Genomic DNA, 23,978 nt, shown 5'->3' with positions numbered 1-23,978 from the left:
CCGCTCACCGGCCAAGACATCGCGTAGTAGATGATCGGTGATAACGACCGTGGCCACTCAGGTGGTGGCGAGCAAGTGACTTCGGCGGTGTCTTCGACGATGCATCTGTCCGCCGCAGATGGGGACCCCCCCGGGAATCAAGGCATGCTCACGCTCACAACCGACGACGAATCCATCATCCTTTGGATCAGGCGACACGAGAACCCGACGAAGGCCATGGCCTGAGACTGGGCATCGATGACCTGTCATCGGCATCGCAGCGCGGCTCTGATGGATCGGTCTACACGCCAGGACCGCATACGGGGCGACCGCGCAAAGAGCGCTCGGACGCTGGTCACAGTCGGCGAGCATCGCCGCGGTGCGACTCACCGGTTCTCGATCAGGTGACCGCCGATTCGGGTACGCGTTCAGCGACAACCTCCCAGGGCAGGGCTTAATCCCGGTCGCTTCTCCGCTACCTCGGTCTTCCAGACCAGCTGGCAGATGTTGCGTCGACCCTGGTGGCACCGGAAGTCACCGCTGGACGGCGAATCGACGCCCCGCAGCCGGCCGGCCGCGGACTCGTCTACAGCGGACGGCTGTGGTGTCGACGCGTTCCTGGGTCCGGTTCTCACGTCCGCAGCGAGGTTGCCGGGGCAGGGCGTGCGGGCTTGACAGGAAACCAAACGGTTTCCTATCCTCGGTGGGGTGGAACCTGTGTTCAAGGCGCTGGGCGACCCGACCCGGCGGGCTCTGTTGGACGCGTTGCTTGAGCAGGACGGGCAGACCCTGCTTGCCCTGTCGACGCGGTTCCAGATGACCCGACCGGCCGTGGCCAAGCACCTGGGCATCCTCGAGGAGGCTGGTCTGGTAGTGGCCCGCCGGCGGGGCCGCGAGAAGCACCACTTCCTGAACGTCGTGCCGATCCGGCAAGTCCATGACCGATGGATCACCAAGTACACCGAGGAATGGTCGGCGGGCCTGTCCGACCTGAAGAGAGACCTGGAGCAAGGCATGGAGAAGGTGTTCGAGATCTACATCGACACCACACCCGAACGGCTGTGGCACGCGATCACCGACCCGGCCAGTCGGGCCAAGTACCACTTCGGTGCCTCGGTCCACTCGGACTGGACCACGGGCTCGTTATTCTCCCTCGACCATCCCGGCGCGGAACGCCCGCTGGCCGAAGGTGAGAACGTCGTGGTGGATCCGCCGAGGCGACTCGTGCAGTCCATGCGGACGCTGTGGTCAGACGACGCCGAGAGACAGGGCACGACCAGGGTGACGTGGGAGATCGAGCCGGTCGGCAACGCGTGCAGGCTCATCGTGACCCACGACCAGCTCGCTGGCAACGCCCCACCCGAGCTCTACGGCGGCTGGCCGATGATCCTCTCCGGGCTGAAGACGTGGCTCGAGACGGGCAGGACGCTGACCACCCCCGGTTCGTTGATGTACGGGAGCACCGATCCGTCGAACCCCGCATGACCCATGTGAACAAGGAGAAAGCCCATGACCACCATCACCGACGTACGCACGATCGGCATCGCTGTCGCCGATCAGGACCAGGCACTGAAGTTCTACCGCGAAACCCTGGGCTTCGAGGTCCGCCTCGACGGGATGGCCGGAGCCATGCGATGGCTCGAGGTCGCACCGCCTGGCGCCAGGGTGTCGCTGGCGCTGACCACCGGCGAGACCACCTCGAATCGGGAGACCGGGATCAGGTTCGTGGTACCCGACGCCACCACCGAGCACGCCGCGCTGCGTACCGGCGGCGTGTCTGTCGGCGAGCTGCTGGCCTGGCCCGGCGTACCACCCATGTTCACCTTCGACGACCCCGACGGAAACCAGTTCGTGGTCGTAGAGCAGGTCGAGGAGGATTCACGATGAGCACCCGACTGGATCACACATTCACCGCCGTCGTGGAACGCAGCGACGCCAAAGGCGGATGGACCTACGTACGCACCAACTGGAGCGCCGAGTTCTTCGGCACCCACGGCCTCGTCAAGGTAGCCGGGACCATGGACGGCCACCCGTTCGAGGCGTCGTTCATGGCTATGGGAGACGGAACCCACAAGCTCCCGATCAAGACCGAACTCCGCGAACGCCTCGGCAAGGAGATTGGCAGCACCGTGACCATCCACCTCACCAAACGCCGTTGATCTGCTCTCGGGACACATCAACCCCTACGGCCGGTTCCTCCTCGACCTGGACACCCACCTCGACCTCACGCCTTTGCTCCCGCCACCGGTCCGGGCAGCTGCTTTCAGCGGCGGTCTAACCCTGTCTCGCCGGCCATCCGGACGTGCTTCGGCCGTGGCCGAGGAGTGTGTCTCCAGCGAGAAGTGGCGCGTCTTCATGCAGGTTCGAGCCGCGGAGGACGCTGAGGAACACGACCAGAAACATGGCGCTGCGACGGAGGGAACGACCGGTCAGGACGTTCCCAGCTCGGCGAGCGTGTGGCGTAGGAAGGAAGGAGGCGCCGCCATGTCCTGACCCTGGTCTGGGTGGACTGCCACCCGAGGCACTCACAGCTCCGTAGGTCTCGCTCAGCCGTGGATCGGGGCCCTGCTCGGCCCGTTCCATGCTCAGCCGGGCAGTGCAGGGTGCGTGCATGTCTGGATTCGCGCACTGTTGGCGGACGGGTTTGGCTCCCAGCTCGGATGCTCCGGCGACCGCCGATCGACCTTCACGAGGCCAGGAGGCAGAACGGATGGCCAGCTGGGTCGAGCACAACGACCAGCCGACTTGGGTCGCGGTCGTAGGGCTGGTACGGCGCGACCATCCCACCTGACTGGACCACTAGCGCGACCGCCGCCTCCATGTCGCTAACGCCGCCGCACTCGAAGTGGATCATCCTCGTTTGCCCCGCCACGTGTTCTGGCCACACAGGTGGCACGTACCAGTCCTGGGCCTGAATGTTGATGAAAGTGCGGCGTGGATCGCAGAGCGAAGCCTAGTCCTCCTCGTGGTGGACCACCTCCGCCTCGAGCGCGGCAACGTAGAACGCGACCATGCTCTCAAACTGATCCGGTCCGCAGTCGATACAAACGCCACCGAACTCGATCACGTTGTCTGCGTGTACCTGTTCCACCGGGGTCGCTCCTTCCGAAGCCCGTAGCCGTGTGACTAGGCGGCATGATCCCGCTGCTTGACCTCCGCGAGCGGAAGAGCGCCCATCAGATCTTGAGCCGCATCACTTTCAGGCAAACATCACCCGTACGCGCCGCTGCGGCTGCTGCTCTGCCATGAGCATTCTGGACGGTCCACGGAATCGGCGATGTCACCGCGCTCCGTCGCCTCGACCGTCGGGCGCGCAACATCAACGAGATCGTGACGCATTCCCGCAATATGACGCACCGATTAGGACACCCTCTGACCTGTTCGCGAAACTCAGTGGCCAGTCCGGATGCCCGTTTGCGAGTATCGCTCGCCATCATGGCGATCTGGCGAGGGGGCCAACGAGGTGATGGAATCGAGTGCCGAACAGCGTGAGAGATGGGACCGTATCGCTGCCGACTGGAGCCCGGACGAGGCAGTGGAGACCGCATCCACCGCTCCCATGATTGACTTTCTCGCTCAGCTGGCGGGAAACGGTCCAGCCTTGGAGTTCGCTATCGGCGCGGGGAGGATCGGGGTTCCGCTTGCGCGACGCGGCGTTCCGGTCGCCGGTATCGATGTGTCGCCGGCGATGGTCGAGGTGCTCCAGGCCGCGATGCCTGCCGCCGAGCTGCCCGTGACCGTGGGAAGCATGGCCACGGCCGACGCGCCCGGCCGTGACTACCAGCTCGTCTTCCTGATCGCCAACGCGATCACGTGCCTGCTGCACCAGGACGAGCAGATCGCCTGTTTCCAGAACGCTGGGCGCCATCTGCGCCCAGGCGGCTACTTCGTGATCCAGGTATGGGTCCCACAGCTGCGTCAGCTCCCGCCAGGTCAGACCGTGTGCCCGCAACCGCCACCGCAACCGCCACCGCAACCGCCACCGCCACCGCAACCGCCACCGCCACCGAGCTCATCTTCAACAGCTACAACCTCGTAACCCAACGCCTACTGTGCCACCACTATGCCTTGGAGAACGGCGTGGTGGTCAGCTCAGGCACGAGTCACCACCGCTATGTCTGGCCCTCCGAGATGGATGTCATGGCCAAGCTGGCAGGGCTCGATCTGGTGAACCGCTACGGCGGATGGGACCAAGCAGAGTTCACCGGCGAGAGCTACTCCAGCATCTCCATCTGGCAGAAGCCAAACCGATCATGATGCCGAATGTCCCGGCTGTCGTCGTCTGGTCGTTAAGGATCCCCATACAACCCGGCCCCGGTCGGAACGCTGATCCTCTGTGCGTCATCGCGGTGTTCGGGCGCCGTTCCCCATACGGACATCGACGAGGGGAGGTCGGCGTCCCTCGAGACGAGAGACCCGCACGTTCCGCGGCAGATGAGGGTGATTGGGCATCGTGGTCACGGACGTGGCGAGTCGGTCCTGTGGTCGGGCTTATGCGAATGCCGCCTGCAGGTCGCGGCCTGGTGAGTTCGGGTCAGGCGGGCGCGCCGTCCACGAACGGCCATGTGATTCGTTCGGCGCGCAGGTCCTCCACCAGGCTCCGGACGTACGTCAGCTCGGCCGCCACCACCTGGCGCTGGTACTCGGATTCGACAGCGAACAGGCGCGGCAGGAACCTGGCGACGTTGGCGATCTCCCCGTCGAGCACGGTCAGTCGTTGCTCTAGCCGGCCGATGCGAGCGGTCAGCGCGGCGGTCGCATCCGAGGGAGAGAGGTTCGGCAGGTACGAGAGTGCGGCGGGGAACTCTGGGTACTCCGGCGCCGGTGTCGACAGCATGGTGCGCAGCCACTCGCTCATTGTCGTCCGGCCGGCGTCGGTGATCCGGTATGTGGTGCGTTCCGGTCGGTTCTCGGCGCGTTCGGTGGACGCGATCTCTACGAGGCCGTCGCGGACCAGCCGCTGGATGGTCTGGTAGACGCTGTTGCGCTGGCTCACGTTGACCACGTCGTCCTTGTGACGCTCCTTGATCAGCTGCTGCATCCGGTACGCGTGCATCGGCTCCTCGCTGAGCATCGACAGCATGGCCAGTGCAAGCACAGAGCGGCGCGGTGCGGACACCCATTGAGCGTAGCTGCTGCGAGGTCTATAGTCACAACATGACTAGTCCACTTATGGGTACTTCTGAGCCCCGCAATGAGATCCTCGACCGATCCGTTTCCCCGATGCGGTGGCTCGCACTCGGCGCCGTGGTCGGTCCGGCTCTCTTCACGGCGGCCTGGCTCGTCCTCGGCTCCGTGAGCAACGGCTACACCCTGTTCGACCACCGGTTCACCGATTACTCGCCGATCAGCCAGCCGATCAGCGGGCTGGGCATGGGCGCCACCGCCCCGTACATGAACGCGGCATTCATCCTCAGCGGTCTGATGCTGATCGCTGGCCTCATCGGCGTGTTCCGCACCACCAGCGCCGCGGAGTGGACCAACCTGCGCCGGACCGCCCTCATACTGCTGGCCTGCAGCGGTGTAGGTCAGGTGATGTGCGGCCTGTTCAACCTCGAAGCAATGATGCCGCACACGCTGGGTTTCCTCCTGGCGCTGGGCACCCCGATCGTCGGTTTCCTGATCGCTGGCCGCTACTTCCGCCACGTCCCCGGCTGGCGGCGGTTCGGGACCTGGCTGCTGGTCGGCAGCCCGCTCACCCTGGCACTACTCGTCGCATTCTTCATCACGTTCCAACCCACCGCCGACGGCGCCGAACACGGCATCGCCGGCCTCGTCCAGCGAATCGGCGCGGTGCAGGTGCACGCGTGGTTCGTCACCATGGGATGGCTGGCGTACCGACGGCGCTAGACAGCATCCCGAACGGGGTGGCGCGGCCACCGAGCGTGCAGCGCGGACGGGGCAGGCAACGCACTGCTCATCTCGACGACCAGGTGTGTGACGTCGCCTACCCGATCGAGTAAGCCGGGCGGGCACGACGGAAGGTGGCTCCAAGGCGACCGTTGCGACTGGAGTACCTCCGCTGGAGGATCCCCATGCGGACGAGTCCGAGGCGCGACGTTACCGGTCGCTCGCTGCGAGCTGAGCGTCTTCAGCAGCCGGCGGGGCTGAACCCTTCTAATGCGTACTCCGTGTACTTGTGCGACATGCTGTAGATCAACTTGTGTCGATCCGGGGCGTTAGATTCGAGGTTCGTTTCGGGCTTGGTCGGAGCCTGGCATGCTCAGGGCCGGAATCGTCGAGGATCGTCGAGGATGGGAGCAATGATGGGGATCGTGAGGTGCGATGTCACCGTGTCCCTTGATGGGTGCATGGCGGCTCCGGGGCAGAGCCTGGAGAACCCGTTCGGTGAGGGCGGGATGCGGACGATGGCATGGCATGGCTCCGAACTGGACGCGTCTCCCTTTACCGGCACCCCGAACCCGACTGGAGCGTTCGTGATGGGGCGGAACATGTTCGGCCCGGGCAGGGGTGAGTGGGACCTGTCCTGGCGCGGGTGGTGGGGTGAGGAGCCGCCGTTTCACGCCCCGGTGTACGTGCTCAGTCACTCTGCGCGCGAGCCATTGCCGATGGAAGGCGGCACGACGTTTCACTTCGTCACTGACGGCATTGAGGCGGCACTGGAACAGGCGCGTAAGGTGGCCGATGCCGGCGACGTGCAGGTCGCCGGTGGCGCTAGCACCGTGCGGCAATACCTCAGGGCCGGGCTGCTGGATGAGCTGGTGCTGCACGTCGCGCCGATAACGCTAGGCGGCGGCGAACGGCCGTTCGACGGAGTTGGCGCCCTGGACTTCGATCTCGTCCACGTGGCCTCCGGTCCGGCAGTGACGCACCTGAAGTACCGGCCCACGCGATAGACATCACCTGGCTGTGGTTGCAGGTGGCAGATCGCACCCGTAGCTGGAGGGCCCCCTTCCGTCGGTCGGACAGCTTGTCCGTACCAAAGGTCTAGGCCCTGCCGGTGGATCTCGTGCCGTCGCAGGGTTGCAAAGCTCGACATCGGAGAACGATTGCGGCCTGGCCTTGCGACTCCTGCCCAGGAGGTCTTCGATGAGTACGGGTCCCTGAACAGTCGTGCCGCGTCAGCGGCGGCTTGATCCATAGAGAGGCTATTCGGCAATCGGCCGAGTTCGCTGGTGTCCAGTAGGGAACGGCGCCCGAACACCGCGATGACGTATCAGAGGAGCACCGTTCCCACCGGGCCGTGTCCGTATGGAGATCGGCGGATTCTGGCGGTGGTCGCAACACGGCTGCTTGTTGCGGTGAGGGTAGCGAACGGAAGGGCTGGGTCGCCGGTTGGTGGGTGACACGCGTACCTATCTGGGGCGTGCGCTGTCAGAAAGGCTTGGGCGTCAAGGAGAAGGCCGTGGCCGCCCGATCGGGGAGGATGAGGGGAAGGTCTCGCCGTCAAGGGCGCCTTGCGGCGTCGCTGACGCGATTGGGCTGCGCCCCACCCTTGACTGCGAGCCCTTGCCCCTATGATCGGCTGGCTATCGGGCGGCCACTCCCGTGTGGCGTATCCACGGGTTATGCCTGCAGCAGCGGGCCGATGAGTTCGTCGGGCTTGGCGTAGTCGTGTCTTTTGCGGGGCCGGTCATTGAGTTCGGCGGCGACCCACCAGGACGTGCTGCATGTTCCGTTCTGGTGCGTTGTCTGCCTGTGACCGCGGTGTTTGTCGTCTGGCTGCGTGCGGTGGACGCTACTTGGCTCGAGGTCGTGGCGCCGTCCCCGCCGCGGACGAATGGTCTCAGCGCAGTGGCGCGGCCGCGCGGACGAGGCATTGGTGATGTCCACCGGAAGCTCGTAGGGCTTCGGTGCCGTCTTCGTGCCGGAGCGTCGCTTCTAGGCCGGTGGGAACTGTGAGGTCGACGAGGAGGTGGGTACCCCGCCGTCGGGCTTCGACTGCGATGGTGCCGGCGACTGTTGGTAGTGCGCCTGAGGCGTAGTCGAGGTGCCCGAGCTGCGGTTGCGCGGAGAAGGTGCGGTATCCGGGGGTCAGCGGCCGGAGCCCGAGCACTCCCTCGAGGGCGAGGAACGCGGGGGAGGCTCCCCATGGGTGGGAGTGGCTCAGGTTTGGCTTGATCGTTTCGTTCCACGCCTCCATCGTCGCTCCTGCGCCGAGCTCGAGCATGCGCGCCCAGCTCCGGGTACCGGTGCTGGTGAGCAGATCGAGTGCGGTTTGTCCATTCCCGTGGGCGAACAGGCCGTCAATGACGAAGGCGGCGGCGTAGACGCTGCAGGCGAGGCCGTGCCGTTGCAGGTGGGCGGCGATCTGGTCGCTGTGGTGTTGGGGGACGACTCCTGACCATAGGGCGAAGGCCGAGGCATGGACACTGTGGTGGCACAGTCGGTTCCCGCGCTGATCCAGACCATCGACGAATGCTCCGTGCTCTGGGTCGTAGAGGTAGGTGCCGATGCTCGCCTTGAGCGTCGAGGCGGTCGAGGCGAGCCGAGCGGCCTCGGTTCGACCGGTGGCCGCAGCGAGCTCGGCCGCAGCCTGGTACGCCGCAGCGGCGAGCGCGTTGACGACGGTGTTGACGTGGCCGAACTGGTATCCGTGCCGTTCGACGGGTGGCCAGTCGACGAGGTCACCGTCGAGTGCGGAGTTCTCCCCTGGAAGTTTGGTGACCAGCCCTTTGACCGGGTCGAGGTACCTGTCGGGGAGGAGGTCGAGTACCTGGTCGAACATGCGCGAGGCGTGGCTGGTGTCGCCTGTGCGCATCCAGTTGTCGTGCCAGGCGAGAACGGTGTAGAAGGGCCACTCGGTGGGCCAGGTGCGGTTGTGTGCGACGTAGGCGGTGCTGTATCGGCCAAGGGACGGGTCCGGGCCGAGGCACAGGTGGGCGCGCTGCTGCAGGTAGACGTCTGCCTCGTAGACGAGTCGTTCGCGGGTCCAGGAGTCGACGTAGAGGTTGCCGTTGAGTGCGCGGATGCTGTGGGCCGACAGCTGCCAGATCTCATTGAGGATCGGGTCGGAGCTGGTGAAAGCGGCCTGGGTGGGGGAGAGCGGGTAGATCTGTGCGACGGCGGCCAAGTCTGTGGACTCAGGAGGAGCCGGCAGGCCGATGATCTCGGCGTAACGGAACACGCGCATGCCCCATGGCTGCACGGTGCGGTCGGTGCCGTCTGCAATGAGGGTCTCTTCGTAGATGTTCCCGCTGTGTAGCTGGTGGCGGACAGTGCCGTCGCTGTGGAGCCGCTCGGAGTAGCGGATCGTGATCGGTCCGGTCGCATGGTTGGTGCGAAGGCGAAGGCCTCCCAGCCAGGTTCTGCCGAAGTCGACGACAACGCGGCCGTCGGCGTGGTGGGTGACGGTCTGCGGCTGGACGGCGTGGTGCTCGACCTTTTGCGTCGGTGTAGGTGTCAGGTCCTTCAGGGGAGGTCTGATCTCCGCCTCGGCCCAGGCGGTGTCATCGAATCCGGGCCGCTCGAAGCCCCAGGGATAACGCCGCAGGTCGAGGTTCTCGGCGGGCAGCTGGTAGCAGATGGTGCCGAGGTCGCCGGCGGCGTGGAACATGCGGCCGGCGGAGTGCGCACGCCAAGAGGTATCGGTGCCGATCTCGACCCTCAGGCCGTTGTGGTAGGCGACCACGAGCCGTGCCAGGAACTGATGGCCCTGGGTGGTGCAGGCGGTGACGTTGATCGCGTTGGCCCCCGGGTACAGGTAGGGGGTGGCGTCAAAGCCGTCGAAGCGAGTCTCGTCGGCGATGCTGCGGGTGGGTCCGGACCCGATGACGCTGCCGTTGATGGAGGTCACGTGGACGTACTGGCGGTACGGCTCCGGGGAGGCCGCAGTGGCGAAGAGTGTGGCCCAGGCGATGGGCTCGTCGGGCAGCTGGATTTCTCGGCGCAGCAAGCACCATGTCGGACGGCCAGGTGCCCAGATGCTGTGGGCGTCTGACCAGGGACCGTCCGGCGCGGTTCGGAAGCCGTGCGACGTCGTGGTTTCAGGCTGGCCGGGGAGCGTGGCTGTGGCCAGGTAGGCCTGCTCACCGGACAGGCGGAGGTCGTCGATACTGATCTGGCTGTCGGTTGGCCGGACCTGGCGGTGCCAGATCGGGTCGAGGTGCTCCAGCGTGGTGATGCTCAGGTCGACTGCTGGGGCGTCGTCGCTGATTTCGGCGAGCGTCAGGTGCAGCGGTTCGGTCGGGTCGACGTCGACGGGGTGTTGGCGCGCGTCCACCGCGAGGATGCGCAGCGTCACTGTGACGACGTCTTTAGGTGAGGGTTGGACCTCAGCGCCGCGACGCTAGTCACCGTCACCCCGCCCTGTCATCGGGGATCGGCAGGGTGCTGCCGCGCGTCATGATCTGACCCTCGAACAGCCGGTCGTCGGTCGAGCTTGCCGAGCCTGACTCAAGCTGATTGATCAGCATCGTTGCGGCCGCCTCGCCCATCTCCGTCCCTGGAGAGGTGATCGAGGTGAGCTGCGGGTTCACCAGACGAGAGGCCGGGAGGTCTTCGGCGCCCATGATCGACAGATCCTCGGGGATGCGCAGACCGGCAGCCTGGGCGGCGAGCATGTAGCCGTAGGCGAGCAGGTCGTGGACGCAGAACGCCGCGGTGGTCTCCGGGCGGGTGTTGCGGATCCTGGTGTATGCGGTAGCCCCGGCCTCGGGGCTGAGGTCGTCGGCGACGACCTCCACGACACGGGCCCCAGATACGCGCGTGACCGCTGAGTGGAACCCCTTGCTGCGGTCCTTGCTCCGTCGGATCGCGCCGCCGGCGGAGACGATGGCCAGGTCGCGGTGCCCCGCTGCCAGGAGGTGCTCAGCCGCGAGCTTGCCGAGCTTGACCTCATCCATGCGCACAGCGGAGATCCCCGGGAAGTCGGGCTTGTGGCCGAGCCGCAGCACTGCGGTGCCGCGCTGCTGGAGGCGCTGGATGTGGTCGGTGAGATGGATCAGGCTTCGTCCAGGGGAGAGGACGACGGCTGCGTAACGGTAGCTCTCGAAGGTCTGGAGGAATCGTTGCTGGTCGGCGACATCACCGCTGGGTGGAGCAAGCGTGATGAGGTAGTCGCGCTTGGCGGCGACCGTGCTCAATCCGTCGACGAAGTTGACGAACAACGGATCGTGGACGTCGATGAACATCAGCCCGATCACGCGGTTGCGGCCCTGGCTGAACTCCCGGGCCCGGCGATCGGGGACGAATCCCAGCTCGTCGATCGCGACGAGCACCCGCTGACGTAGCGGCGCTCGCACGGCGCTCGGGTTGTTGATGACGTTCGACACCGTGCCGACGGACACCCCGGCTCGCGCCGCAACGCTGCGGATCGTTGGTGCGGCCATACCTCTCTCCTGCGCCTCGGAACAAGGCTCCGCGCTCCGGAACGCTAGCCGGAAGCCATGAGGTTGACAAACATCTTTGGACCGGTTCAAACTACCACTCGTGAACCGGTTCAAACAACCGGTTCTTCACATCTTCGGGAACGACGCATCACCAGGAAGGGTGCAGATGAAGCGGCTAGCGGCTGACCCTCAGGCGCCCACATCGGGCCGACCCGCCTCCACCAGTCGCACCCACCAGCAGGTGACTAGCGCTACCGGTGGGGGAGGTCGCGGGACGGGCTCGCGCTCATCTGGATGGGTGAGCCGACTGCGCCGGGACGGGATCCTGACGCTGTTCGTGCTGCCGGGGATCGCCGCGCTGCTTCTGTTCCACTACCTGCCACTGCTCGGGAACGTGATCGCGTTCCAGGACTATCTGCCGTTCCTGGGAATCTCGGGCAGTCCGTGGGTGGGTTTCGAGAACTTCGAGGTGCTTGTCAACGGTGATCCGGCGTTCGTCCGCGCCCTGGTCAACACCTTGATCATCACGCTGGTCCAGACGGTCTTCGTCTTCCCGATCCCGATCGCGTTCGCGCTGTTGCTGAACTCGCTGCTGTCGGAGCGGGTCAAGCGAGTGGTGCAGTCGATCACGTATCTGCCGCACTTCCTGTCGTGGGTGGTCGTGGTGGCCGTCTTCCAGCACGTGCTGGGAGGCAGCGGGATGATCAATAGCTGGCTTCGTGCGCGCGGCTACGAGACGCTCGACATCATCACCAACCCTGATGCGTTCATCGGGCTCATCACCTCCCAGGTGATCTGGAAGGACGCCGGCTGGGCCACGATCCTGTTCCTGGCGGTGCTGTCGACTATCGATTCCCAGCTGTACGAGGCGTCGAGCGTGGATGGCGCCTCACGGACGCGCCAGGGATGGCACATCACGTTGCCGGCGATGCGCGGCATCATCGTGCTGCTGCTGATCCTCAAGCTCGGTGACTCGCTGACGGTCGGCTTCGAGCAGATCCTGCTCCAGCAGAACGCAGTCGGTCAGCGTGCTTCCGAGGTTCTGGACACCTACGTCTACAACAACGGCGTCGTCGGGGGGAACTGGAGCGTCGCCGCGGCGGTGGGCCTGGTCAAAGGTGTCGTCGGGGTCGTGCTGGTCGTCGGTGCGAACCGACTAGCGCACGCACTCGGGGAGGCGGGGGTGTACCAGCGATGAGTGGTATACGTATGCACAACGGCCAAGCGCTGCCGTCGTGGCCGATGCGGGTGCTCAAGGGTGTGGTCCTGCTCGTGGTCTGCGCGCTGGTGGTGCTGCCGTTCCTGGGGATCGTTTCGACCAGCCTGGCACCACGGTCGCAGGTACAGGCCGAGGGCGGCTTCGTCCTGATTCCAGAGCAGATCACCTTTGAGGCCTATCGGGCAGTGCTCGCCGGCGGTGTGGTGGCGCAGGCCCTGCGCATCAGCGTGGTGGTCACCGTGCTGGGGACGGCGCTTAGTCTGACCACGAGCACCTTGCTGGCCTACGGCCTCTCGCGACCCAACCTCATCGGGCAGCGGTTTCTGGTGCTGTTCGTGCTCTTCAGCCTGCTGTTCACACCCGGACTGATTCCGCTGTACCTGGTGGTTAAGCAGGTCGGCCTGTTGAGCTCCATCTGGGCGCTGATCCTGCCGTCGATGATCTCCAGCTTCAACGTCATCGTGCTGCGGGCGTTCTTCATGAACCTGCCGGCCGAACTCACCGACGCCGCCCGCATCGACGGTGCCAGCGAGTGGCAGATCTTCTCCCGGATCGTGCTCCCGCTGTCCAAGGCCGTGACCGCTGTGGTCGGGCTCTTCTACGCCGTCTCGTACTGGAACGCCTTCTTCAACGCGCTGCTCTACATCAACGACCCGTCCAAGTGGCCGCTGCAGATGGTGCTGCGGATGTACGTCGTCAACGACGGCCAGCTCGGGCAGTCGGATCTCGCCGCTACCGAGACTCTGCCGGCTCAGCCATCGGTCCAGATGGCCATTCTCATCCTGGCCATGGTCCCGATCCTGCTCGTCTACCCCTTCCTCCAACGCCACTTCACCAAGGGCGTGCTCACCGGCGCCGTCAAGGGCTGATCCCGTCTCCGTCGCGGGCCTCCCTGCTTCTGCACATCCCCGCACTCACCCATACATCGACAAAGGAGCCACCGATATGGGACCCACCCTCTCTCGCCGCGGCCTGCTTCATGCCTCCCTCGGCGGCGCAGCCCTGCTGGGCCTGGGCACATTGACAGGCTGCAACAGCGGCCCCAGCGGGTCCGGCACAGCGACCGGCGACGGCAGCACCGCCACGCTTCCGGACTACATCCGCTACGACGGAGTCACCCCGGACTTCCCCGGCGAGTCCGGGCTGCTCACCGACGCCTACGCGAACTACCCGGCCGCCCGGGTCCAGATGTACGCCGACGCACCAGGTGACGGGCAGCCGCTGACTGGTCTGTCCTACTTCAACGCCTCGCTGCGTCCCGACCTCGAGCAGAACCTGTACTGGCAGGGGATGAATGCCGCGCTCGGCTCCGATCTCGAGATCACCGTGGTGCCGGCGGCGGAGTACGCCAGCAAGTTCGCGACCGTCACAGCGGGGGACACCCTGCCTGACATGTTCACGATCCTGCCGACGCTGCCTGCCATCCCGCAGCTGCTGGAGGCCAAGGCCGTCGACCTGACGCCGTACCTGAGCGGTGACGCGATCTCGGCCTACCCGTCGCTGGCGAACATCCCGACCGCCAGCTGGCAGGGCTGCGTGTTTGGGGGCAAGATCCGTGCGCTGCCGATCGAGCGCGGTCTGCAGACCACCAAGCTCATGTACCTGCGGCGCGACATCGCCGAGTCGCTTGGGGCCGACTCCGAGGTGACCAACTTCGCGGACTTCGAGAGCCTCTGCGCCGAGCTCAGCGCACCGCAGTCCAACCGATGGGCACTGGCGAACCTGCCGCTGGAGTACGTGCGCTCGATGCTGGCCATCGCCGGCCCGTGGGCCATCGATGGCGACGCGATCGTGTTGAACTGGACACGTAAGGAGCAGCTGGAGGCTCTGGAGGCGGCCCGGGGACTGTACGAGGCGGGCTACCTCAACCCTGACGTGCTCGCAGCGCCTCCGTCGCAGACCAACGAGTGGTTCCACGCTGGCACCGCCGCGCTGAAGTGGGACACCTACAGTGCGTGGACCGGGTTCTATGTCTACTCCACTGTCGAGGGCTTCCGCGTCCAGGGCCTGCCCGTCCCTGGCTTCGACGGTGGCAAGGGTCAGGCGGTCCTGGGCGCCCCGAACATCGCGGTCTCCGCGATCAGCGCCGCCAGTGAGGACCGCATCGAGACGATCCTGAAGATCGCTGACTGGCTCGCTGCTCCGTTCGGAACCCAGGAGTACCTGCTCAACAAATACGGCAAGGAGGGCATCCACCACGAGATCCGCGACGGCAATCCGGTCCTGCTCGACGAGCACCTGGGAGAGTTCGGGCTCGGACACATCTATCTGTCCGCCGGCCCGACCGTCTTCTACTACCCCGGGTCAGCCGAGATCTCCCGAGAGCCGCAGGACCACCAGCGCATCATGCTGCCCAACGCCGTCGCGGACCCTACCGTCGGACTGCACTCGGAGACCGGATCGCGCAACCTCGCCGGCATCATGCAGAGCGTCGAAGCCCTAGAGGCCGACATCATCGGTGGTCGCAGGGCGGTCACGGACTGGACCAGCGAGATCGACAGCCTGCTCGCCGGCGAGCTGCAGACGATCCTGGACGAGTACAACCAGGCCTACGAGCAGTCCCAGTGAGCTGTGGGAACGCGACAAGGGCGCCAGCGACATTCGATCTCGTCGTCGTCGGAGGCGGACCAGCCGGCGTCCCTGCCGCCATCCAGGGCGCCAGACTGGGGTCACGCGTCCTTCTCATCGAGAAGAACGGTGGCCTGGGCGGAACGACCACCACCGCGGGAGTGAGCCTGCCCGGGCTGTTCCACGCATGGGGTGAGCAAGTGATCGCCGGCATCGGCTGGGAGATCCTCAAGCAGGCCGTCGAGCTGAGCGGCGACACGCTGCCCGACTTCGCCGACTTCGACCGCCCCCACTACCTGCTCCAGGTGCGGGTCAACCCCTACATCTACGGCGCCATGCTCATGGAATCGGTGGCAGCGGCCGGTGTGACGCTGAGACTGCACACCATCCTCGCCGCGGCGCAGTGGGATGGCAGCGCCTGGCAGCTGCAGGTCTGCGGTAAGGAGGGACTGACTCCGATGCGCGCGACCAGGCTCGTGGACTGCACCGGCGACGCGGACGCCATCGGGCTGGCCGGTCTGCCTCGGGTGCGAAATCGGGAGCTGCAGCCAGGCACGCTGGTCTACCGGCTCGCCGGCTACGACCCGTCCGAGCTCGACTACGAGCGCCTCGACGCCGAGTACGAGCGGGCCGTTGCTGCCGGCACGCTCGTGGCCAGCGACTTCGGATCTCACGACCGGCCGCTACGCGGCTTCCTGCGCAAGTACGGCGACACCGCCATGCACCTGCCGGGCGTCTACGGCGCGACCAGCGAGGGGAGATCCGCCGCAGAAGCCGCCGGGCGTGAGTCCATGCTGCGGGTGCTGCGCTTCCTGCGGCAGCAGCCGGGCCTGGAGGGCGTCACCGTGAACTACTGCGCCGCCGAGGTCGGCATCCGCGAGTCGATGACCATCGTGGCTCAACGGCAGGTCACCGCTGAGGAGTACCTGGCCGGCCGCCACTTCGACGACGCCGTGTGCCAGAGCTTCTATCCCATCGATATCCACCGCCCCGACGGGGACGGCATCCACAAGGTCTACCTCGAGCCGGGCATCATCCCCACCATTCCGCGTAGTGCGATGGTGCCCCGGGACAACCCCTACGCGATCGTCGCCGGGCGCGCGATCTCAGGAGACCAAGCCGCCCACTCCGCGTTCCGCGTCCAGGCCACGGCCATGGCCACTGGTCAGGCAGCCGGTGCGCTGGCTGCACTGGCCGCCCGGCACTCGACACGCATCGACGAGGTCGATCTCGAAACGTTTCATCGCGTGCTGCGCGAGCACGGAGCGATCGTCCCCCACCGCCACAGATTGACAGCCCACCCCTAGACCCGTTCGGCACGTCCCTCCCCAGAAAGGCTTTGCTCAATGACGAGTGACGAACCCACTATGCGCCGCCGCACATTCCTCCAGGTCGCCAGCGCAGTCGGCGCGGCCGCCGCGGCAGCCGGCTTCGCCGACTCGCCCGCCCAGGCGATCCGCAGCTCACCGCTCACCGGCCGGCAGCCGCTGGCGTGCGATCTGATCGACGAGGACTTCTTCGTGATCTTGGATCGCAACGGCATCAACCCCAGCGGGTGGGACGTGCGCCAGGCCGGCGGAGCAACCAGCTACTCCTACGGCAAGTGGTTCCGCGTCGCCGACAGCAACGTCCACCTCCCAGTGACCATGACCCGGGCCTTCCACCCCCAGCGAAGCTCCGACCTGACTCTGGAGTTCCGGTTCACACCACTGGGCCCGATGGACGGCAGCCGGTGGGAGCTCCGCTGGCAGGACACAACAGCGGTAGCGCTGGTGGTCGAGGGCGAGGACCTGCGGCTCATACTCGCCGACGACACCAGAGTGGACCTCGCGACCTGTGCCGTGGGTATTGAAGTCGGCGTCCGTGTCGTCCACGACATTCCCAACCAGAGCGTCTCGGTCGAGATCAACGGCCAGAGCGTCGTCCAGGACGCCGAGGTCGCGCTGGTCAAATGCGTTAACAACCTGCTGGTCTCCTCCGGGCGAGACCAGACCAGCGACATGTACTTCGGGCCGGTGCGGCTCTACCGCGGCTACCTGCTGCGCGAGACCTTCGTACCGGCAGTTGCTGGAGTGCAGCCCGACCGGTGGACCTTGACCGGCTCTGGAGCGACATCAGTCATCACCCGTCGGCTCAGTCAGGGATACGCAGACCCTTATTCGCTGCGGGTGGACACCACGCAAGCCTCCGCGGCAGCCACCCTCACCGTGCCCGCGCCGGCGGTGACCAACCTGGTGATCTGCGAGGCACGCTGTTTCGTCGGCGGCAACGCCAACGGGCTCACGGTGCGGTTCCGGCTCAACGAGGAGCGCCATCTCACCGTGGATATCGCCTCAGACTCCCTCCGAGCCCTGGACGCCAACGGACAGTCCACCGTCCTGCAGCCCTATACCAGCAACGTCTGGCTGCACATCCGCGCCGAGATGAACTCTTCCACCGGCATGGCCGACATCCGCATCAACGGCAAGCTCGCGGCGTCCGGGTTCGACACCGGCACCGTCTCCGGCACCACCGACCCGACCGGGGTGAGCATCACGATGCCGCGCGGCGTCGGCGCACTGGTCGATGACGTGATCATCAAGCGCAACGACGCCACCCCGGCGAACTACCCCGCACCACCAGCGGTGCAGCACCAGACCGGCGTCGCCGTCGGAGTGACCGAGTTCGCCGGCTGGCGAGAGGGCCACCACTTCGGCTGGGACATCCTCAACCCTTATCGAGTGCAGCGAAAGCCCCTGCTCGGGTGGTACGACGAAGGCTCAGTCGAGGTGACCGACTGGGAGATCAAGTGGATGGTGGAGAACGGCGTCTCCTTCCGGATGGCCTGCTGGTTCCGGCCGCACGACGGCACCGGCACGGCGATCAAGCTGCCGCGGCTGCACCACGCCTTGCACGACGGCTTCTTCAACGCCCGCTACAGCGACCAGATGTCGTTCGCGATCATGTGGGAGAACGTCAACGGCGGCCGCACCAACAGCCAGGACTTCCGCACCAACATCGTCCCGTTCTGGATGGAGTACTACTTCACCGACCCTCGCTACCTGGTTATCGACAACAAGCCGGTGCTCTCGGTCTTCCGAGCTGCGGCGCTGCTGAATTCCTTTGGGACCGTCGCCGGTGTGCGCGCCGAGGTCGACTACCTGGACCAAGCACTGCAGGAGCACGGATTCGACGGGGTGCACGTCATCACGGCCCTGGCAACTGCCGACGCTGACGACATGGGGCTGGTGGGGGAGCACCGATACAGCACCTCGGTGTACCCCTCGACGCAGAAGCTCGACCTCGAGCGACAGCGCGACACCGGGACGGTGCCAGTCGTCTCCACCATCGGCATGGGTCTGGACGGCGAACCATGGACCGGCAACCCCGGCGCTTTCGTCGACCCCGGCGACTACCAGGACCTCCTGGAGTGGCTGCGCGACAACTACCTGAACACCCTGGATGTCGACGCGATCGGTCGCAAGCTGCTGATTCTGGACAACTGGAACGAGTACGGCGAGGGCCACTTCCTCATGCCCTCAACCCTGCACGAGTTCGGCTACCTCAACGCCGTCCGCAATGTCTTCGGTCAGTCCAGCGCCCCCAACATCACACCCACCACCGCGCAGCTGGACCGACTGCAGTGGCTCTACCCGCCCGATCGAACCTTTCCAGAGGCAGTGACGGTCGGACCTAAGCGCAGCACCGACTTCACCCCCGCGTGGGAGTTCGACACCGACGGCGACACCGAGGGGTGGGTCGTCATGAAGGAGATCGACGGACTCCAGGCCATCGGCGGCGCTCTGATCGGCAGCTCCACTACCAGCGACCCGGTGATCGAGCAAGAGGCGACGCTCGACCTGCATGCCGCCGAGTATCCCTACGCCGAGGTCCGGCTGCGGATGCAGCCGGCGGTCGGAGCGCAGTTGTTCTGGATCCGCGACGGCGACGCCGACTATCACGCGAACCGCTGCGTCACCGTGCGCGTGGAGTCGGACACCACCGAGTTCCAGACCGTCGAACTGCCACTGTGGCGCAGCGGCACATGGACCGGCAAGATCCGCAAACTGCGCTTCGACCCGATCAATCACGTGCCCGGCAGTTTCGAGATCGACCACATACGGCTCATGAAGGTGCCTCTCCCCGCACCCAGGCTGATGATCGCAGGCGTCTTGTCACGGACTCCGGCCGCCACGGCCGACGGCATCGGCGGATACGACGTACCGCTGGAGGCGGTCGCACGTGGGCTCGGAGGCCGAGCCGAACGGTCAGCGGACGGACACGAGTTCGCCGTCGTCGTCGGGCGGGTCACGCTCGAGTGTCAGATCGGACAGACGGCCGCTCAGCGCAACGGGACCGACCACGCGCTGACCAAGGCGCCCTATGCCGACACCGACGGCACCGTCCGCCTCTCGATCGACGACCTTGCGACGGCACTGGACCTGGGCTGGTCCTGGGACGAGCCCAGCGAGACCCTTTCGATCGACGTAGCACCCCTGAGCCAGAACCTGCGTGTGAATCCCGACGGTAGCGCCGACTTCCTCTCACCCGCCCAAGCGATTGGCGCTATCACCGATTCCGGGCCTGACCGGGAGTACGTGATCACGATCGCGCCTGGCACCTACACCGAGACGGAATGGATCGTACCGCCGCACGTCACGCTACGAGGTGACGACCGTGCCGCCTGCATCCTCGCGGGATCGCTACCCGACAACGCCCCCGACTCGGCGATCAGCGTCACGTCCACCCTCTGGCTCCAAGGTACTGCCACGCTGGAGAACCTGACGATCACTGCCGTCAACACGCGCTACGCGGTGCATTCGGAGAAGTCTGGGAGCAACATCGACGCCATCCACACCATCCGCAACTGCACCATCGTCCACTCAGGCAACGAGGGAGCGCGCCAGTGGCGCCGTGAGAATCCCTCCGCTGGGATGTCGCCCGAGACGGTTTGGGCCTCGGACCGACCATGGGGATATGGATCGGCGAGCGGCCTACGGCTGGAGATGACCGACTGCGAGCTCGTCGGCGTGAAGGAGGCCTGGTACATCCATACCAACAAGGACTTCTCGGCGCCCACGATCAACGTGCTGCATGGATGCACCTTCCGCCACACCGGTGACAAAACAGCCCCGACCGTCACCGTTCAGTCGCTGGGATCCGGCCGGACCGATTCCGTCACCTTCACCGACTGCACCTTCGACGGCGGGGTCCTACTTCGTCACGACGACCGCCCCTGGATCTCTGAAGCTGCCGCAACGCAGCTCAGCGACCATGCCGAGACCCAGATCTCGCTCCAGGGCAGCACACCACTAGGGTTCCTGCCCAACCTTCGTAGCCGCGCCCTGCGCCTCGTAGCTTCGCAGGCCGATACAGATACCCCGATCGGTGTCTCTGGACCGGCCGCATCGCTCCTCTTCGGAGAAGAACCGGTACGTCGTGCTGGCGGCGGGGGAGTGCCGAGCTATCTCTTCGGCACGTGGGACATCTCCGGCATCGCCGTCGGCCTCCGCAACGACGTCACCGTTGCCAACACGATCGGGCGCCGCCTAGGCGACCGTACTCATAGCCCAGCCGAACTCACGGTCGCCGTCGGCGAAGAGCAGGTGACGATCACCTTCGATCAGGATTACACCGCGGCACCCAACGCTGAGCTCATCGCGATCATCGATGACGCGTTGGCGGGGCTAGCAACTGCCGAGGAGTACGACGTCGGCGCCGGTGAGACCTACCCGACCGTCGGCGACAAGGAGCAGGTAGCAGCCAACGCCGGAAGCACCGGCATCCCGCGCTGGGCAGTGGTGGAGAACGCCGTCGGCGGAGTGCGATTGCGTCACAACGGAGCCGCATACGGAATTGCGTTGGAGCAGATCCCCCCGGGAAATGAGGGCCGAGTGCTGCGGACCGGCATCCTTGGCCGTTACCAACTCGCTGGTCTAGACGCCACCGGACTACCCCCCGGTACCGCCGTCTACCTTGACGACAGCCGACCCGGGGTCCTCTCGCTCACCGGTTCGGACAAGTTGGGCACCGCCGTCGCAACCGACTGGGTCGCTTTCGACCTAGCCAGGTCAATCGGCCCAACCGGTCGTCACCGCCCGGCATCTGGGGCCGACGTGGGAGCGTGACGAGAGCGGCAGTTTCATCACACCGGCGTTGTTGGGAGCCCGCGCGTTCCCCGTCGTCGAGCCTGGTGGTGCCGAGTGTCTTGTAGACGATCGGTCGCCCGAGCTCGTCGGCGAACCGGCGCGCCGCCGCCAGGTCGTTGGTGATCAGACTGCGAGGCGGCTCCAGCCCCACGTCGTGGGCGATCTGCAGTTGGTATGGCTTCGTTGCGGCAGCTTCCCGCGCGGGATGGCTAACCCACAGCACCGGGAGTGCGGTCAACACGCCGAGGAATCCGGCCTTCGCCTCGGTCTCGGCGAACGCCCGGGCCATCGGATCAAGGGACGGAAATGGAAGCCAGAGGGGCGGCGAAATTTGCGAGCGAAGTAGAGCACTGGTCGAGCAAACAGTCACCGTCTTGTTCCGGCCCTTGCCCCGGTGCCATGACGCGGTTGCTACGCCTATAGAGGACCTTGCCGGCGGGGTGGTCTGACGGTTGCAGCCGTGGGTCATAGCCTTTGTGCAAAGGGTCAACTTTCTCCGCCACAGCCCTCTGCCCGGGCACTCACCATGCTGGAGTCGTTCGTTGGCCGCTCGAAGCGCAAGGCCGGCGTCGCCTTTCTTCCCGCTCGAGTTTGTCCGCTACGAGCCGGAGCCTGGCCCGACCCTGCCGCGCCTTCTCTGCGGTGGTCGCGGTGGTGCGGTTCGCCTCAAGCTGCTCATGTCGATGCACCTGGTCGCCCTCAGCCCTCCCCACGACGTCACTCGCTCCCCGATGAGCTGGGCCCAGATGCTCGACGTGCCGGAAGCCGAGACCAACGGTGACCGACGGGTTCGCGACGCAATGCAGTGGCTTGAGGCTCATGATCTGATACGCATCGAGCAAGCGCGTGGAAAGGAACCCACGTGCACCCTGCTGTCGGCGCTAGGCGACGGCAAGGACTACTTCCGTCCGAATGGCGGCTGCGTGTGATCACCTGAACTGGCACCGGGGGACTGTGCACTGAACGGCGCCTCTCTGTGTCAAGTTGATCTTGATTTTCGGCGTTGTACGGTGTTCCTGGTGGGTCCGGGAAGTGACTTGTCCGAAGAGCTGATGTTCGGGGTTTCAGTCAGCCACGCTGGACGTTTGAGCCGTCCCCGAGTGTCCTCCTGGACCTGCCGTTAGCTTGTGTTCTGCGTCGTGGAGAAGCTGGCGGTAGACGGCGTCGGATAGGCGCCGTTTCAGGCATCGCATGGCTTCTTTGTGGCTCTTACCGTCGGCTCGCTTGCGCTGGTAGTAGGTGCGGCCTTCGGTGTCGTGGCGGATCTGGGTCAACGCCATCATGTGCAGCGCATGGTTGAGCTGACGGTCCCCGGCCCGGGACAGCCGGTGTCGTTTCACGTCACCGGAGGAGACTTCGATGGGTGCGGTGCCGTTGTAGGCGGCGAACGCTGCGGCGGATCGGAACCTGTGCACGTTGCCGACGCGGGCCAGGATCTTGCCGGCCAGGCCGGTGCCGATACCGAACAGCTCGGTCAGGGTGCTGCCGGTGTGGTCGAGTGCGGTAGCGATGTCGGCGTCTGCAGTGCAGATGCGGCGGTCGAGACGACGAACCTCGGCTACCAGGTCGACCGCCAGCTGCCGGAACGTTCTTCCCGCGACATCGCGAGGCCGCACCCCGCGCAGCACGCCGGCCGCGGCATCGGCGCTCAGCTGGGTGGGTGCGCCGGCCGGGACGAGCTTGGTGAGCAGCACATGTAGCCGGTTGATGGTCTGGGTGCGTTGCTTGACCAGATCGTCGCGGTGCTCGACGACAGCACGCAGTGCGGTGATGGCGTCATCGATGCTGGTCGACAGCAACCCTGCTGCGGTCAGCGCTGCGATGCCGACTGAGATCGCGTCAGCGTCGTCGTTCTTGCGTCCATGGCCGGACGAGAGCACGCGCACCCGGGCAGCCAGTTTCGCCGGTACGTCAACGGGGTCAATACCGTCGCCGCTGAGCCGGTTGGAAAGCGGCGCTCCCAATCCGGTGGCTCCCTCGATTGCCCATGTCACGGCTGGCCAGCGACGGGCAAAACGGCGCAACTGTCGGTATCCGTCCCGGCTGACTGGGACCCGTAGCGTCGCCAGCGGCTGCAAGTTCGAGTTCACCGCAGCTGCGGTCCACGATGCCTTGTGCGGATCGATCGCGATCACCACAGGGGCAGATCGCAAAGCCGTGCGTGCCAAAGGAAAACCTCCTCTAGAGATGACCATGTGAGCGAGGAGGGCACACCAACTATCGGCTACGCAGGCCTCTCTTCAGCCACTCCCACACCCGGCGGCGATGGCCGGGCCGCAAGCCGTTCGCGAGTCAACCCAACATGAGGCGACAGGTGTTTCCCGAGCCAAACCTGGCCACCGCCTAGGAAGATCATGGCTGCAGACCATGCTCCCTGCCGGTATTGAACAAATTGGTGTTTCCGGGCTCGACACGCCGGGCTGGGTCCGGCGGGATGGGCACGGACAGTGATGACATCTGGGGCCATGGGGTCTCGACAGCCGAAGACGGATGATGGTGTGCAGCGGCGGTCTGCTGAGCAGGCCGCCGCTGCGGCGATGGTGGCGCAGGCTCGGGAGCGTGGCCTGGCGTTGACTGGGCCGGACGGGTTGTTGAAGTTGTTCACCAAGAATGTGCTGGAGACAGCGCTCCGAAAGGGGAACCTGCCACGTACGGATAGGGATCCGCGGGTTCGAGCGGTGATCGCAACACCCGATGGGTGAGGGGTGTTGTGGGTGCGGTTCTCTGTGCGGATGGTTCCGGAGGTGCATCAGCGGTTCTGGGAGGCGATGGCGCGGGGTGATTTCATCACCG

Annotated in this window: 19 protein-coding genes; 13 read left to right on the top strand and 6 right to left on the bottom strand. The window is 65.8% G+C overall.

All coding sequences use genetic code 11. The annotated features are described in order from the left end of the window. Positions 1-687: 687 nt before the first annotated feature. From ABN034_RS31820 to ABN034_RS31810, 3 genes are read left to right on the top strand one after another with little or no spacing between them, the layout of a single operon-like run. Positions 688-1,464 (top strand): ArsR/SmtB family transcription factor, encoded by a 777-nt coding sequence (locus ABN034_RS31820; RefSeq protein WP_349694669.1) that lies wholly within the window; start codon positions 688-690, stop codon positions 1,462-1,464. 24 nt (positions 1,465-1,488) lie between these two features. Beyond that, positions 1,489-1,866: a VOC family protein gene (locus ABN034_RS31815; RefSeq protein ID WP_349694668.1), complete on the top strand. Its 378-nt coding sequence runs from the start codon at positions 1,489-1,491 to the stop codon at positions 1,864-1,866. Next, positions 1,863-2,138, top strand: a complete 276-nt coding sequence (locus tag ABN034_RS31810) for a DUF1905 domain-containing protein (RefSeq protein ID WP_349694667.1) — start codon at positions 1,863-1,865, stop codon at positions 2,136-2,138. Before ABN034_RS31815 ends, ABN034_RS31810 begins: the two co-directional genes overlap by 4 nt. Positions 2,139-2,665: 527 nt before the next feature. On the opposite strand, the gene ABN034_RS34705 is transcribed toward ABN034_RS31810, so the two are convergent. Further along, positions 2,666-2,896, bottom strand: coding sequence for a VOC family protein (locus ABN034_RS34705; RefSeq protein WP_502879129.1), 231 nt, complete (start codon positions 2,894-2,896; stop codon positions 2,666-2,668). Positions 2,897-2,932: 36 nt separating this feature from the next. Beyond that, the gene (locus tag ABN034_RS31805) at positions 2,933-3,070 is read right to left on the bottom strand and encodes a hypothetical protein (RefSeq protein WP_349694666.1); all 138 of its coding nucleotides are present in this window, start codon (positions 3,068-3,070) and stop codon (positions 2,933-2,935) included. Positions 3,071-3,385: 315 nt separating this feature from the next. Here ABN034_RS31805 and ABN034_RS34700 point away from each other — a divergent pair, with 315 nt between their 5' ends. Continuing rightward, entirely contained in the window at positions 3,386-4,018 is a 633-nt protein-coding gene (locus ABN034_RS34700) for a class I SAM-dependent methyltransferase (protein ID WP_502879128.1), read from the top strand. Then, positions 3,922-4,236: a hypothetical protein gene (locus tag ABN034_RS31800; RefSeq protein WP_349694665.1), complete on the top strand. Its 315-nt coding sequence runs from the start codon at positions 3,922-3,924 to the stop codon at positions 4,234-4,236. The genes ABN034_RS34700 and ABN034_RS31800 overlap by 97 nt, the downstream gene beginning before the upstream one ends. A 277-nt stretch (positions 4,237-4,513) precedes the next feature. On the opposite strand, the gene ABN034_RS31795 is transcribed toward ABN034_RS31800, so the two are convergent. Continuing rightward, on the bottom strand, positions 4,514-5,098 hold the full coding sequence (locus ABN034_RS31795; protein ID WP_349694664.1) for a PadR family transcriptional regulator: 585 nt from the start codon (positions 5,096-5,098) through the stop codon (positions 4,514-4,516). Positions 5,099-5,136: 38 nt separating this feature from the next. Here ABN034_RS31795 and ABN034_RS31790 point away from each other — a divergent pair, with 38 nt between their 5' ends. Together ABN034_RS31790 and ABN034_RS31785 are read left to right on the top strand one after the other, a co-directional pair. Next, the gene (locus ABN034_RS31790) at positions 5,137-5,829 is read left to right on the top strand and encodes a DUF998 domain-containing protein (RefSeq protein ID WP_349694663.1); all 693 of its coding nucleotides are present in this window, start codon (positions 5,137-5,139) and stop codon (positions 5,827-5,829) included. A gap of 413 nt (positions 5,830-6,242) precedes the next feature. Continuing rightward, positions 6,243-6,836 carry a dihydrofolate reductase family protein gene (locus ABN034_RS31785; protein ID WP_349694662.1) on the top strand — a complete coding sequence of 198 codons (594 nt, stop codon included), beginning with the start codon at positions 6,243-6,245 and terminating at the stop codon, positions 6,834-6,836. 890 nt (positions 6,837-7,726) lie between these two features. Here the strand turns inward: ABN034_RS31785 and ABN034_RS31780 are convergent. Together ABN034_RS31780 and ABN034_RS31775 are read right to left on the bottom strand one after the other, a co-directional pair. After that, entirely contained in the window at positions 7,727-10,183 is a 2,457-nt protein-coding gene (locus ABN034_RS31780) for a family 78 glycoside hydrolase catalytic domain (protein WP_349694661.1), read from the bottom strand. A gap of 55 nt (positions 10,184-10,238) precedes the next feature. Then, complete coding sequence (locus ABN034_RS31775; protein ID WP_349694660.1) at positions 10,239-11,270, bottom strand: LacI family DNA-binding transcriptional regulator; 1,032 nt, start codon at positions 11,268-11,270, stop codon at positions 10,239-10,241. A gap of 298 nt (positions 11,271-11,568) precedes the next feature. Here ABN034_RS31775 and ABN034_RS31770 point away from each other — a divergent pair, with 298 nt between their 5' ends. From ABN034_RS31770 to ABN034_RS31745, 6 genes are all read left to right on the top strand, one after another. After that, a complete protein-coding gene (locus tag ABN034_RS31770; RefSeq protein ID WP_349694659.1) occupies positions 11,569-12,468 on the top strand; it encodes an ABC transporter permease subunit in 900 nt (299 codons plus the stop codon). Further along, complete coding sequence (locus ABN034_RS31765; RefSeq protein WP_349694658.1) at positions 12,465-13,358, top strand: carbohydrate ABC transporter permease; 894 nt, start codon at positions 12,465-12,467, stop codon at positions 13,356-13,358. Before ABN034_RS31770 ends, ABN034_RS31765 begins: the two co-directional genes overlap by 4 nt. 76 nt (positions 13,359-13,434) lie before the next feature. Beyond that, a complete protein-coding gene (locus ABN034_RS31760; RefSeq protein WP_349694657.1) occupies positions 13,435-15,057 on the top strand; it encodes an extracellular solute-binding protein in 1,623 nt (540 codons plus the stop codon). Next, positions 15,054-16,364, top strand: coding sequence for an FAD-dependent oxidoreductase (locus ABN034_RS31755; RefSeq protein WP_349694656.1), 1,311 nt, complete (start codon positions 15,054-15,056; stop codon positions 16,362-16,364). Before ABN034_RS31760 ends, ABN034_RS31755 begins: the two co-directional genes overlap by 4 nt. A 39-nt stretch (positions 16,365-16,403) precedes the next feature. Next, a complete protein-coding gene (locus tag ABN034_RS31750; RefSeq protein WP_349694655.1) occupies positions 16,404-21,164 on the top strand; it encodes a stalk domain-containing protein in 4,761 nt (1,586 codons plus the stop codon). 767 nt (positions 21,165-21,931) lie between these two features. Then, on the top strand, positions 21,932-22,114 hold the full coding sequence (locus ABN034_RS31745) for a hypothetical protein (RefSeq protein ID WP_349694654.1): 183 nt from the start codon (positions 21,932-21,934) through the stop codon (positions 22,112-22,114). A 135-nt stretch (positions 22,115-22,249) separates the two neighbouring features. Here the strand turns inward: ABN034_RS31745 and ABN034_RS31740 are convergent, their stop codons facing one another. Further along, positions 22,250-23,323 (bottom strand): IS110 family RNA-guided transposase, encoded by a 1,074-nt coding sequence (locus tag ABN034_RS31740; protein ID WP_349694653.1) that lies wholly within the window; start codon positions 23,321-23,323, stop codon positions 22,250-22,252. Positions 23,324-23,978 lie beyond the last annotated feature (655 nt).

Origin of the sequence: Actinopolymorpha sp. B11F2, from assembly GCF_040195635.1 — a bacterium.
Classification (GTDB): domain Bacteria; phylum Actinomycetota; class Actinomycetes; order Propionibacteriales; family Actinopolymorphaceae; genus Thermasporomyces.
This window is presented reverse-complemented; position numbering and strand designations above follow the sequence as displayed.

Bases quoted from the DNA above. Each gene is read 5' to 3' on its own strand.
- ABN034_RS31810 (WP_349694667.1), top strand. From the start codon at position 1,863: ATGAGCACCCGACTGGATCACACATTCACCGCCGTCGTGGAACGCAGC.
- ABN034_RS31815 (WP_349694668.1), top strand. From the start codon at position 1,489: ATGACCACCATCACCGACGTACGCACGATCGGCATCGCTGTCGCCGAT.
- ABN034_RS31750 (WP_349694655.1), top strand. From the start codon at position 16,404: ATGACGAGTGACGAACCCACTATGCGCCGCCGCACATTCCTCCAGGTC.
- ABN034_RS31790 (WP_349694663.1), top strand. From the start codon at position 5,137: ATGACTAGTCCACTTATGGGTACTTCTGAGCCCCGCAATGAGATCCTC.
- ABN034_RS31775 (WP_349694660.1), bottom strand. From the start codon at position 11,270: ATGGCCGCACCAACGATCCGCAGCGTTGCGGCGCGAGCCGGGGTGTCC.
- ABN034_RS34700 (WP_502879128.1), top strand. From the start codon at position 3,386: ATGCCCGTTTGCGAGTATCGCTCGCCATCATGGCGATCTGGCGAGGGG.
- ABN034_RS31765 (WP_349694658.1), top strand. From the start codon at position 12,465: ATGAGTGGTATACGTATGCACAACGGCCAAGCGCTGCCGTCGTGGCCG.
- ABN034_RS31760 (WP_349694657.1), top strand. From the start codon at position 13,435: ATGGGACCCACCCTCTCTCGCCGCGGCCTGCTTCATGCCTCCCTCGGC.
- ABN034_RS31785 (WP_349694662.1), top strand. From the start codon at position 6,243: ATGATGGGGATCGTGAGGTGCGATGTCACCGTGTCCCTTGATGGGTGC.
- ABN034_RS31745 (WP_349694654.1), top strand. From the start codon at position 21,932: ATGCTCGACGTGCCGGAAGCCGAGACCAACGGTGACCGACGGGTTCGC.